General features: G+C 70.9%; 12 protein-coding genes. 9 read left to right on the top strand and 3 right to left on the bottom strand.

Annotated elements, in window-relative coordinates:
- Positions 1–136: 136 nt before the first annotated feature.
- The 4 genes from ACZ5U5_RS04805 (at position 137) to ACZ5U5_RS04790 (ending at position 3,273) form a co-directional block, all read left to right on the top strand.
- A complete protein-coding gene (locus ACZ5U5_RS04805; protein ID WP_469016244.1) occupies positions 137–499 on the top strand; it encodes a thioredoxin family protein in 363 nt (120 codons plus the stop codon).
- Between the two features lie 223 nt (positions 500–722).
- Positions 723–1,232 carry a flavin reductase family protein gene (locus tag ACZ5U5_RS04800; protein WP_469016242.1) on the top strand — a complete coding sequence of 170 codons (510 nt, stop codon included), beginning with the start codon at positions 723–725 and terminating at the stop codon, positions 1,230–1,232.
- Between the two features lie 230 nt (positions 1,233–1,462).
- Entirely contained in the window at positions 1,463–2,248 is a 786-nt protein-coding gene (locus tag ACZ5U5_RS04795) for an electron transfer flavoprotein subunit beta/FixA family protein (protein ID WP_469016240.1), read from the top strand.
- A gap of 62 nt (positions 2,249–2,310) precedes the next feature.
- Positions 2,311–3,273, top strand: coding sequence for an electron transfer flavoprotein subunit alpha/FixB family protein (locus tag ACZ5U5_RS04790; RefSeq protein ID WP_469016237.1), 963 nt, complete (start codon positions 2,311–2,313; stop codon positions 3,271–3,273).
- A gap of 58 nt (positions 3,274–3,331) precedes the next feature.
- On the opposite strand, the gene ACZ5U5_RS04785 is transcribed toward ACZ5U5_RS04790, so the two are convergent.
- Positions 3,332–4,228, bottom strand: coding sequence for an endonuclease/exonuclease/phosphatase family protein (locus tag ACZ5U5_RS04785; RefSeq protein ID WP_469016234.1), 897 nt, complete (start codon positions 4,226–4,228; stop codon positions 3,332–3,334).
- Between the two features lie 219 nt (positions 4,229–4,447).
- Between ACZ5U5_RS04785 and ACZ5U5_RS04780 the strand changes: the two genes are divergently transcribed.
- Positions 4,448–5,740, top strand: a complete 1,293-nt coding sequence (locus ACZ5U5_RS04780) for a DUF6986 family protein (protein ID WP_469016231.1) — start codon at positions 4,448–4,450, stop codon at positions 5,738–5,740.
- A 75-nt stretch (positions 5,741–5,815) separates the two neighbouring features.
- Complete coding sequence (locus ACZ5U5_RS04775; protein ID WP_469016229.1) at positions 5,816–7,495, top strand: serine/threonine-protein kinase; 1,680 nt, start codon at positions 5,816–5,818, stop codon at positions 7,493–7,495.
- Between the two features lie 27 nt (positions 7,496–7,522).
- Here the strand turns inward: ACZ5U5_RS04775 and ACZ5U5_RS04770 are convergent, their stop codons facing one another.
- Positions 7,523–8,569: a LacI family DNA-binding transcriptional regulator gene (locus tag ACZ5U5_RS04770; RefSeq protein ID WP_469016227.1), complete on the bottom strand. Its 1,047-nt coding sequence runs from the start codon at positions 8,567–8,569 to the stop codon at positions 7,523–7,525.
- Positions 8,570–8,744: 175 nt separating this feature from the next.
- Between ACZ5U5_RS04770 and ACZ5U5_RS04765 the strand changes: the two genes are divergently transcribed.
- Both ACZ5U5_RS04765 and ACZ5U5_RS04760 read left to right on the top strand, forming a co-directional pair.
- Positions 8,745–9,710 (top strand): ROK family protein, encoded by a 966-nt coding sequence (locus tag ACZ5U5_RS04765; RefSeq protein ID WP_469016224.1) that lies wholly within the window; start codon positions 8,745–8,747, stop codon positions 9,708–9,710.
- Between the two features lie 236 nt (positions 9,711–9,946).
- A complete protein-coding gene (locus tag ACZ5U5_RS04760; protein WP_469016222.1) occupies positions 9,947–10,123 on the top strand; it encodes a hypothetical protein in 177 nt (58 codons plus the stop codon).
- 162 nt (positions 10,124–10,285) lie between these two features.
- On the opposite strand, the gene ACZ5U5_RS04755 is transcribed toward ACZ5U5_RS04760, so the two are convergent.
- Positions 10,286–10,684 (bottom strand): STAS domain-containing protein, encoded by a 399-nt coding sequence (locus tag ACZ5U5_RS04755; RefSeq protein WP_469016219.1) that lies wholly within the window; start codon positions 10,682–10,684, stop codon positions 10,286–10,288.
- Between the two features lie 289 nt (positions 10,685–10,973).
- Here ACZ5U5_RS04755 and ACZ5U5_RS04750 point away from each other — a divergent pair, with 289 nt between their 5' ends.
- Entirely contained in the window at positions 10,974–12,017 is a 1,044-nt protein-coding gene (locus ACZ5U5_RS04750) for an NUDIX hydrolase (RefSeq protein WP_469016216.1), read from the top strand.
- Positions 12,018–12,041 lie beyond the last annotated feature (24 nt).

Genomic DNA, 12,041 nt, shown 5'->3' with positions numbered 1-12,041 from the left:
AGGTTTTTCGGCGTTGCGCAGATCGTGCCCCAAGAACGGACGGCTGACCACCCATCGTGCCCCTCGGGCGCGAGATTCTCGTCACGTCGGGAATGTTTCCGTGCGCCGGGGCGCTGAAGTCGGGGACAGTTGGATCATGACGCAGGGGTGGGAGGCTGACGTGCGGATACGCGACGCGGGAGACCGCATCGCCTCGTCGGGACCGGGCACGTGGGCGGGGCACGAACTGGGGGAGCGGGCCACGCTCGTGCAGTTCTCCAGCGCCTTCTGCCAGCCCTGTCGGGCGACCCGCCGTGTCCTCTCCGACGTGGCCGGAATGCTGCCCGGCGTCGTCCACGTGGAGATCGACGCCGAGGCCGAACTCGATCTCGTACGAGAGCTGCGCATCAGCAAGACCCCGACCGTCCTTGTGCTCGACGCGGACGGGCAGATCGTGCTGCGCGCGACCGGGCAGCCGCGCAGGGCCGATGTGATCGCCGGCATCGGCAAGGCCGTGTGAGACCGCTGGGCACGGGGGAGGAGGGCCATGACCCGAGGACGTCTTTCACATCGCGGAACGGACTTGACTGCACCCCGCACCTATCGCCAGCCTGCTCCCATGCCTCCGGAGCTCCTTCTCTACGAGCGCGTTCACGTGGACCTCGCCCGTCATGCCAGTGCGCGCTGTCCGGGCTGCTGAGCAGCCACGGAACCGCTCGTACCTCCTGCAGAAGGACAATTCCATGACGGCCACGCCCGATCTCCGCACCCCACAGCTCGCTTCCCCCGACCTCCTGCGCTCCGTCTTCCGGCAGCACGCGGCCGGCGTCGCGGTGATCACTGCCCAGGGCCCCTCCGGGCCCGTCGGCTTCACCGCCACCTCGCTCGTCTCGGTCTCCGCCGAGCCCCCGATGCTCTCGTTCGGCATCGGTACGGGGGCCTCCAGCTGGCCCGCGGTCTCCGAGGCCGAACACGTCGGGGTCCACATACTCGGCGAGCACCAGCTGGACCTCGCCACGACCTTCGCGCGCAGCGGCGCCGACCGCTTCGGCGCGGACACGCGGTGGTACGAGGGGCCCGAGGGGGTGCCGGTACTCGACGGGACGCTGGCCTGGCTGGTCTGCAAGGTCGCGGCGCGGGTGCCCGCCGGTGACCACCGGATCGTCCTCGCGGAGGCGGTGCTTGGCGACCCCGCGGGGGCCGGTCGGCCGTTGCTCTACCACCAGGGCCGCTTCAACGCTCTGCGCGACTGAGAGTTCCCGGCGGGCCTTCCCGGCGCCCGATTACAGAGCGTTGGGAAGGTCACAGTTCAAAGCGCTTGCTTAGTGGGAATGCAATGGGTGTACTGGCGAGTAATATTCTGGTGGGAGCGCGGGCCGCCCCGACCGGGATCCGCCTCTTCAGGCGCCTATGCTGCCTGCAAGAAGGCAGTGGCCAGAGCAAGGCAGCAGCCCAGTAAAGACGATGCAGTAGGAGAGCCGGCGTGAGCTTGAGGATCGTTGTCACCGTGAAGTACGTGCCTGACGCCACCGGCGACCGGCACTTCGCCGATGACCTGACCGTCGACCGGGATGACGTGGACGGCCTGCTGTCGGAGCTGGACGAGTATGCGGTCGAGCAGGCCCTGCAGATCGCGGACGAGGCGGACGACGCGGAGATCACCGTGCTGACGGTGGGTCCGGAGGATGCCAAGGACGCGCTGCGCAAGGCGTTGTCGATGGGCGCGGACAAGGCCATCCATGTCGAGGACGATGATCTGCACGGCACGGATGCGCTGGGTACGTCGCTGGTTTTGGCGAAGGCGATCGAGAAGGCCGGCTACGACCTGGTGATCTCGGGCATGGCGTCCACGGACGGGACGATGGGTGTGGTGCCGGCGCTGCTGGCCGAGCGTCTGGGCGTCCCGCAGGTGACCCTGCTCTCCGAGGTGTCCGTGGCGGACGGTGTGGTCAAGGGCCGCCGTGATGGTGATGCCGCTTCCGAGCAGCTGGAGGCCTCGCTGCCGGCGGTGGTGTCGGTGACCGACCAGTCGGGCGAGGCGCGCTACCCCTCCTTCAAGGGGATCATGGCGGCGAAGAAGAAGCCGGTGGAGGCCTGGGACCTGTCGGATCTGGACCTGGAGGCGGACGAGGTCGGCCTGGAGGGTGCCTGGACGAAGGTCGACTCGGCCACCGAGCGTCCCGCGCGCACGGCGGGCACGATCGTCAAGGACGAGGGCGAGGGCGGCAAGCAGCTCGCTGAGTTCCTCGCGGGCCAGAAGTTCATCTGAGCTTCAGCCACCCCCTGAAATCCGCCCCCCCTTTCTCGTACTTGCAGGAGAGAAGAAGTCTCATGGCTGAAGTTCTCGTCTATGTCGATCACGTGGACGGTGCCGTCCGCAAGCCCACCCTGGAGCTGTTGACGCTGGCCCGCCGGATCGGCGAGCCCGTCGCCGTGGCCCTTGGCAACGGCGCCGCGGAGACGGCTGCCGCGCTGGCCGAGCACGGCGCCGTCAAGGTCCTGACCAACGATGCCGCCGAGCTCGCCGACTATCTGGTCGTGCCGAAGGTGGACGCGCTGCAGGCCGCCTACGACGCGGTGTCCCCGGCCGCCGTGCTGGTGCCCTCCTCCGCCGAGGGCAAGGAGATCGCCGCGCGTCTGGCGCTGCGCATCAAGGGCGGCATCATCACCGACGCCGTCGATCTGGAAGCCTCCGATGAGGGTCCGGTCGCCACGCAGTCGGCGTTCGCCGCGTCCTACACGACCAAGTCGCGTGTTTCGACCGGCACTCCGGTCATCACCATCAAGCCCAACAGTGCTGCGGTGGAGGCTGCCCCGGCCGCGGGCGCGGTGGAGGCGCTGGCCGTGTCTTTCTCGGCGCAGGCGACGGGTACGAAGGTGACCGCGCGTACGCCGCGTGAGTCGACCGGGCGTCCGGAGCTGACCGAGGCCGCGATCGTGGTTTCCGGTGGCCGTGGCGTGAACGGTGCGGACAACTTCCACCTCATCGAGTCGCTCGCCGACTCGCTGGGTGCGGCTGTCGGCGCCTCGCGCGCGGCGGTGGACGCGGGCTGGTACCCGCACTCCAACCAGGTCGGCCAGACCGGCAAGTCGGTGTCGCCGCAGCTGTACATCGCTTCGGGTATCTCGGGTGCGATCCAGCACCGGGCGGGCATGCAGACGTCCAAGACGATCGTGGCGATCAACAAGGACGCCGAGGCCCCGATCTTCGACCTGGTCGACTACGGCGTGGTCGGCGACCTCTTCGACGTCGTCCCCGCCCTCACCGAAGAGGTCAACACCCGCAAGGGCTAAGCTCATCGATCGTACGAGGCCCTCACTCCGCGCAGAGCGGGGCGAGGGCCTCGCCGCGTCACAGCGTCAGTGAGGCCTGCACCGGCAGATGGTCGCTCGGGAACTGACCGCCCTGCGAGAACGTGTTGATCACCGCCGAGTGGACCCGTACACCGGGCGTCGCCAGGATCCAGTCGATGCGGTCGCCGTCCGGCACCAGCGGCCGGTAACCGTGGAAGGTGGCGTACGCCTTGCTGCGCTCGTCCGCCGCGTCCCACGTGTCGACGAGACCGGCGCCCAGCATCGTGTCGTAGACCGGGTTCTTGTGTGCCGCGACGTTGAAATCGCCCGTGACCAGGAGCGGCAGGGACGGGTCGAGGGCCGGGATCCGTTCGGTGATCAGACTCGCGGCACGCGCGCGTGCGTACTGACTCGCGTTGTCGAGGTGGGTGTTGAGGACGTACAGCTCGGTGTCCGTGCGCAGGTCGTGGAAGCGGACCCAGGTGACCATGCGGATGGAGCCGCCGCCCCAGGTGTTCGAGCCGATGACGTCCGGGGTGTCGGAGAGCCAGTAGTGGTCGTACTCGACCGGCGCGAGTCTGCGGGTGTCGTAGAAGACGCTCATGAACTCGTCCCGGCTGCCGCCCGCCCGGCCGGTGCCGATCCAGTCGTAGTGCGGGCCGAGGTCCTCGGCGATGTCCCGTACCTGCTGGTAGAGGCCTTCCTGGGTGCCGATGACATGAGGGCGCGCGCGGCGGAGGAGTTCCCGGGTCACCGGGCGTCGGTCGGCCCAGGTGTTGGGCGGCGTGGTGCTCGCGTAGCGGAGGTTGAACGACATGACTTCCAGGCGGCGCCCCGAGCGCTCCACCGCGTGGGCGGGCGATGCGGCCAGCGCGGTGGTGAACAGGGGCACGGCCACCGCGGCGAGCGCGGTCTGCAGGCCGAGGCGGCGCGTTACTCGGGTCTCATTCGGCACGCGGTCTCCTTCAGTGGGTGGCGGTCAGCATGAGGTGCGGGCACGCGAGTGCGGAAGCAGGATCTGAGGCAGGGGTGAACGGACGAGGTCCGGCAGACGAGAGGGTGTTGACCAGCGGGAAGGTCGGCGGATAACTTCGCCATACGGATTGTTGATTCCGTGAAGCGGAAACATCGAGTGGGCCGAGTGTGTGGTCCCGATCGTGCGGAGGGTGCAGGAATGGGTCAGCAAGAGAAGGTGGCGACGAGTCTCGCGGGCGCGGTCAGCGAGGGCATCAGCGCTTCCCTCGCCCCGGTGGACGCGGAGCTCGAGCGCCGCTACCCCGGAGACCCGGGCACCCGCCAGCCGGTCCACACCGTGTACGTCCCCGGTGAACTCTTCGGCGCAGACACCATCCGTACGTGGGGTGACCAGGCCCTGAAGGCCCTCGACGAGCACGCTCCGGACGCCGCGTCCTTCGCGTCCGTCCTCGGTCTCGCGGACGACCTCGCCGCGCCGGTCTACGACCGCGTGCGCGCCAAGCTGGAGCGCGAGCCGGTCGAAGACCTGCGCATCGACTTCGAGGACGGTTACAAGGGCGCGGACGAGGACCAGGACGCCGCCCGCGCGGCCCGCCTGATCTCCGAGGCGTACAAGAACGGCACCGCGGCCCCGTACATGGGCATCCGCATGAAGTGCTTCGAGGAGAACGTGCGCGACCGCGCCATCCGCACCCTCGACATCTTCCTGTCGGGCCTCATGGAGGCGGGCGGCCTTCCCGACGGCCTCGTCCTGACCCTGCCCAAGGTCACGTACCCCGAGCAGGTCACCGCGATGGTGCGCCTCCTGGAGGAGTTCGAGAAGGTGCGCGGCCTGGAGCCGGGCCGGATCGGCTTCGAGATCCAGATCGAGACCAGCCAGTCCATCCTCGCCACCGACGGCACCGCCACCGTGGCCCGCATGATCGGCGCCGCCGAGGGCCGCGCCACCGGCCTGCACTACGGCACCTTCGACTACAGCGCCTGCCTCGGTGTCAGCGCCGCCTACCAGACCAGCGACCACCCGGCCGCCGACCACGCCAAAGCGATCATGCAGGTCGCCGCCGCGGGCACCGGCGTCCGCGTCTCGGACGGTTCCACCAACGTCCTGCCCATCGGCACCACCGAGAAGGTCCACGACGCCTGGCGACTGCACTACGGCCTCACGCGCCGCGCCCTGGCCCGCGCCTACTACCAGGGCTGGGACATGCACCCCGGCCACATCCCCACGCGCTACGCCGCCGTGTTCGCCTTCTACCGCGAGGGCTTCGAGCAGGCCGCCGCGCGCCTGTCCGCGTACGCCGCACACCGCGAGGGCGGCGACGTCGCGGACGAGCCGGCGTCGGCCAAGGCGCTCGCCGGATACCTGCTGCGCGGCCTGGACTGCGGCGCCCTCGACGTCGGCGAGGTCACCCGGCTCACCGGCCTGACGCTGGCCCGCCTGCAGCACTTCTCGGGTCCGCGCCGCGGGGACCTCACGCCCCACGGCAAGTAACTTCCGGCACGCGCTGTCACCCCTGCCCCGTAGTCTGTGATCCACGCACAGTGGTGTCACAGGAACGGGGCAGCGGTGACTTCGGGGGATCAGGAACAGACGGGTGGGGCAGGCAGACTCCTTGCCGGGCGCTACCGCGCGGTGGCTCAGCTCGGCCGTGGCGGCATGGGCGTCGTCTGGCGCGCCGTCGACGAGGTGCTCGGCCGCGAGGTCGCCGTCAAGGAACTGCGCACGTACACGGACGCGGCCGGGCCCGAACTGGCCGACCTGCGCGTACGGATGCAGCGGGAGGCCCGCGCGGCCGCCCGGGTGCGCCACCCCGGAGTGGTCGCCGTGCACGACGTGGCGGAGGTCGACGGGCGGCCCCTCATCGTCATGGAGCTGGTCGACGGCCCCTCCCTGGACGACGTACTGCGGGAGCGCGGCACCCTCGACCCCCGCGAAGCGGCGGCCATCGGCGCCAAGGTCATGGAAGCGCTCGCCGCCGCCCACCGCGCCGGAGTCCTGCACCGCGACGTCAAACCCGGCAACATCCTCCTGGAGACCGGTGGCCGCGTCGTCCTGACCGACTTCGGCATCGCCACGATGGACGACCCGGGCGACGGCTCCGCCACCCACCTCACCCGCAGCGGCGAACTCGTCGGCTCCCTGGACTACTTGGCGCCCGAGCGCGCCCAGGGGCAGGACCCGGGCCCCGCATCCGACGTATGGGCCCTGGGTGCCACCCTGTACGCGGCGGTCGAAGGCGCGTCCCCGTTCCGTCGTACGTCGACCTGGTCCACGCTCACCGCGATCGTCACCGACCCGCTTCCCGAGCCGCAGAGCGCGGGACCCCTCATACCTGTGCTGCGGCAGCTGATGCACAAGGACCCGCAAGCGCGCCCCGATGCGGAGCAGGCCGCGCGGATACTCGCCGACGCGGCCGAAGGCGTGGTCACGGCCGCCCTGCGCGAGCCCGCGCCCCGGCCGCCGAGGGAGGCCACGGAGCGGAGCATCCCGAGTGGGCCACCGCCGGGCTTCGGGCCGCCGCTCACCGGCGGGGCGGTGCCCTCCGGGCCCGTGCCGCCGCCCGCCGCCACATCCCCCGGGCGTCGTCCGCGCCGCGGCCGGGCGCTGCTCGCCGCGGTGGCCGTGGTCGTCGTCCTCGCGGCGGCCGGCGTCACCGTCGCTCTGCTCAACGGCCAAGAGGACGGCGGAAGTCGGGCCGGGCGAGCCGCCGTCTCCGGGGGAGCCGCCGAGCCGGAAGCCGACAACAGCCGCGGCGCTCTGGAGGGCACGGACGGCCCCAAGCCCTCGAAGCAGGGCGAGGAGAAGTCCCGTAAGCCTGACACGAAGGAGTCCTCCTCCGGCAAGGACGACGACCCCAAGTCCACGGACAGACCGGCGACCCGCCCCAAGCCCTCCACCAAGCCCACTTCCCAGCCCACCGGGGACGGCGGCACCACGGGTGGCGGGGACGATCCGGCCCCCGAAGCCGCCTGCCACGCCGCGGGCGGTGGCAAGTACGACTGCTCGGTCTGGCGTACGGCGACGTCGTACACCGCGTCCGGCGCCGAGGCGGGCGTACTGAACGCGGGCACGAACTACTTCTACTGCCAACAGAACCTGGGCCGACGCGAGACGCACGGCGAGTGGACGAACGTCTGGTGGGCCAGGACGGACGACGACAGCGGCAACCGGGACGTCTTCATCAGCGACGTCTACATCAAGGGCGGCGACAACGACAAGCCGCTGCCCGGCCTTCCCGTCTGCTGACCGCGCCCGCACCCTGCCCGCCGGCCGTCAGCCCGCGGGCGGCAGTTCGCCCGACCCGCGCTTGATGAGCCGCGTCGGGAGTTCGATGCGCTCCGGGGCGTCGGACGCGCCGTCCAGCTGACGGAACAGGCGCTCGGCGGCGGTCCTGCCCAGCTGCGCGGCGTCCTGCGCGACGACGGTCACACCCGGCTGCAGCAGGTCCGCGAGCTCGATGTCGTCGAAGCCCACGAGGGCCACGGGGCGGGTGAGCCCGGCGAGGACGCGGACGACGGTCACCGTCACACGGTTGTTGCCCGCGAAGATCGCCGTGACGGGGTCGGAGCCGCCCAGCATCGTCCTGGTGGCCTGCTCGACACGGTCCGGGGCGGTGGGGCCGAGCGACATCCACGCGTCCTCGACGTCGATGTCCGCGTCCTCCATGGCGGCGCGGTACCCGCGCAGGCGCTCTATGGCGGTGTGGATGCGCGGCTGGTCGCCGATGAAGCCGATGCGGCGGTGGCCGTGGGCGATGAGGTGGGCGACGCCGTCGCGCGCGCCGCCGAAGCTGTCGGAGAGCACGACATCGGCGTCGATCTTCCCGGCGGGCCGGTCGACGAAGACGGTCGCGACACCGGCGGCGATCTCCGGCTCCAGATAGCGGTGGTCGTCACCGGCCGGAATGACGACGAGACCGTCGACCCGGCGCGCGCACAGTGCGAGCACCAACTCCTGCTCGCGGTCCGGGTCTTCGGCGCTCGAACCGTTGATGAGGAGCGCGCCGTGGGCGCGCGCCACTTCCTCCACGGCGCGGCTGAGCGGGCCGTAGAAGGGGTCGGCGAGGTCTTCGAGGACGAGGCCGATGCTGGCCGTGCGTCCCTTGCGCAGGACGCGCGCGCTGTCGTTGCGCCGGAAGCCGAGGGCGTCGATGGCCTCCTGCACGCGGCGTTCGGTGTCCGGGGTGACGCCCGGCTCGCCGTTCACGACACGGGAGACCGTCTTGAGGCCGACTCCGGCGCGGGCGGCGACGTCCTTCATGGTCGGACGGTTGCCGTAGCGGGGTTCGGGTCGCTCGGGTCGGCTGGCGGTCTCGGCCACGGTGCGCTGTCCTGTCGTCGACGAAGGTGAGCTGAAAGTGGTGCTTAAGTGATGTGGCGTCGAGCATAGAACCTGGACAACGTTGTCAGATGCAAGAGAGACTGTCCATCACATTCTCCGGCCTGCCCTTTCACCAGGAGAGCGGCCTGCCCTTTCACCAGGAGATCTGACACTGATGCACACGGACCTCGTCGCCGCACTCGACATCGGCGGCACCAAGATCGCCGGCGCCCTGGTGGACGGGCGCGGCCGGATCCTGCTGCGCGCCCAGCGGCCCACGCCCGCGCGCGAGGACGGCGACACCGTGATGCGGGCGGTCGAAGAGGTCATCGGCGAGCTCAGGCGTTCCCCGATGTGGGGCAGGGCGCGCGCGGTGGGCATCGGCAGCGCGGGCCCCGTGGACGCGTCGGCGGGGACGGTCAGTCCCGTGAACGTTCCCGGTTGGCGCGGTTATCCGCTGGTCGAGCGGGTGCGCGCGGCCACGGGCGGCCTTCCGGTCGAGCTGGTGGGGGACGGTGTCGCGATGACGGCGGCCGAGCACTGGCAGGGCGCGGCCCGCGGGCATGACAATGCCCTGTGCCTGGTGGTGTCCACGGGCGTCGGGGGCGGACTGATCCTCGGGGGCAAGCTGCACCCCGGCCCCACCGGGAACGCGGGGCACATCGGTCACATCAGCGTCGACCTGGACGGTGACCCCTGCCCGTGCGGGGCGCGCGGCTGCGTGGAGCGTATAGCCAGTGGGCCCAACATCGCCCGGCGCGCGCTGGAGGGCGGCTGGCGGCCGGGACCCGACGGCGACACGTCCGCCGCCGCGGTGGCCCTCGCCGCGCGCACCGGGGACCCGGTCGCCGTCGCCTCCTTCGAGCGGGCGGCGCAGGCGCTCGCCGCGGGCATCGCTGCGACGGCGACGCTCGTCGAGATCGACGTCGCGGTCATCGGGGGCGGGGTGGGCAAGGCGGGAGACGTGCTCTTCGACCCGCTGCGGCGCTCCCTGAAGGACTACGCCACTCTCTCGTTCGTACGCCAACTGACCGTGGCCCCGGCCTTGATGGGCACGGACGCCGGTCTTGTGGGGGCCGCGGCCGCCGCGCTCAGCCAGGAGGAAAGGGCCGCGGATCTGCGGCCCGCAGTGGGGAGCTGAGCGTACCTGGCCGGGCCGGCATCCGTGGATTCCGGGCTGACGGAGGACGCGCGGGCGAGTACTTCACCGACCCTGCGGCGGCACTTCAGCGAGGGGCTGACGCCGGGGTCCGGCAAGGGGTGAGCCGTCCGCATGACCCGGTTCGTGTCATGGGCCGTCATGTCCCGTGCCGGCCTGCGGGATTGAGAGTGTCGGGGCGTGGCCACCGACGACACTCAGCAGACGGAGCGCTCCGCATGAAAGCCCCGAAGCACACCCGCGACATCCCCGGCTTGTGCTGGGACGAGAGGCCCGGTGACGTCCTGCACTGCACCCTCGGGCAGGACCATGCCGGCGACCACTTCCACGCCTACACGCGGACCAGGTGGCCCAACCGTGCCCGCGCGTCCCGGCCCGCGGCGAAGCCACGGTGAGTGCCCCGTTCACACGGGGTGTGAACGGAATGCATATATGCACCTTGCACGCCCACTCCCGGCGACGTCGTCCGCGAGGCAGGCTCTTGGTGCTGCCCGGACCCCGCAGCACCCCTGAGCTCCCCCAGAGGCCGCGGAGAGCCCGCGGCCTCTGGTGCGGGCTCACTTCTGCCGCAGTGCCTCTTCCAGCGTGGGCACCGGCAAGAGCAGGGAAGTGAGGCCCGTGAGACGCAGGACGCGCAGCGTCAGGGGGTCGGTGCAGACCACGGCGAGGCGGGCGTCTCTCGCCCTCGTGCGGCGGCGCGCTCGCACCAGCAGGCCGAGGCCGGAGCAGTCGAAGAACGTGGTGTGGGTGAGGTCGATGACCACTGTGGTCGCTGTGCCGCCGGTGATGGGGTCGAGGAGCGGGACAATCCGCTGGTAGGCCAACAGGTCCACCTCGCCGTGCAGTTCGACGACGACCGCGCCGTTGTGGCCGTACACGCGGGGCTGGTGATCGGAGTCCTCGTAGGCGAATTCGTTCAGTGCATCGAGTTGCACGAGTCCCCCAGTGTCGAGCATCGACCGGATCCTCGCGTCAGCGGGGCGCTTGGCGCATCGGAAGAGCCGGATTCAGGAGGTCACCAGGGGCTGGGGCGCCTGGCGGATCACGCTAGCGGGGAAGGGCCTGCCCCGCGGTGAGGGAACGATTCATGCAGGGTGACTGCCACCTGATGGGGTGAAGTACATGCGTATCGCTTGACAGTTTAGGGCTCTTTTCGGTCCAGGGAATGGCGGCCTCATCAGGACCTGGTTTCCGTGGCAGGGTGTTGCGGGCAAGCCACAGGGGGCCAACAGAAGAGGGGGAACCGTGATCGTCTGGGTCAACGGCGCGTTCGGTGCGGGCAAGACCAGCGCCGCACGGGAACTGATCGAGCTGATCCCGAACAGCACACTCTTCGACCCGGAGGTGATCGGCGGCGAACTGCACGAACTGCTGCCCGCCAAGCGCCTCGCCGAGGTGAGCGATTACCAGGACCTGCCGCTCTGGCGGCGGCTCGTCGTGGACACGGCGGCAGCCCTGCTCGCCGAGGTCGGCGGCGTCCTCGTGGTGCCGATGACCCTGCTCCGGCAGGACTACCGCGACGAGATCTTCGGCGGCCTCGCCTCCCGCAGGATCGCCGTACGCCATGTCGTCCTGACCCCGGATGAAACGATCCTGCGCGAGCGAATATCAGGACGCCCCGTGCCGGACCTGCCGGAGGGTGATACGCGCGTACGGCAGTGGTCGTTCGCCCACATCGAGCCGTACCGCGCCGCGCTCGCGGGCTGGCTCGGCGCCGACGCCCACCGCATCGACACCGGCGCGCTCAGCCCCTGCGAGACCGCCGCGCGCATCGCCGACGCCGTACGCACCGGGGCGGCGGCCGTCTGCGACATCGTGCAGACCCCGGAGCCCACCGCGGAAACGCTCGCGGCCGGCGTGCTGCTCTTCGACGAGCGGGACCGGGTGCTGCTCGTCGACCCGACGTACAAGGCCGGCTGGGAGTTCCCCGGCGGTGTCGTCGAACCGGGAGAGGCGCCCGCGCGCGCGGGCATGCGCGAGGTGGCCGAGGAGACCGGCATCCAACTCGCCGACGCACCCCGGCTCCTCGTCGCCGACTGGGAGCCGCCGAGGCCGCCCGGCTACGGAGGCATGCGGTTCCTCTTCGACGGCGGGCGCCTCGACGGCGCCGAGGCGCGCCAGATGCTGCTGCCGGGACCCGAACTGCGCGACTGCCGCTTCGTCACCGAGGAGGAGGCGGCCCGCCTCTTGCCCTCCGTGCGCTACGAACGGCTGCGCTGGGCCCTGCGCGCGCGGGAGCGCGGGGTCCCCCTGTACCTGGAGGCGGGGGTCCCGGTCGGCCCCGAATGACCCATGGGCATCAGCCCTCGGCGT

It is taken from the genome of Streptomyces sp. NPDC033177 (assembly GCF_055577715.1).
Note: the sequence above shows the minus strand (reverse complement) of the source record. Positions and strands in the feature narration are given on the sequence as shown.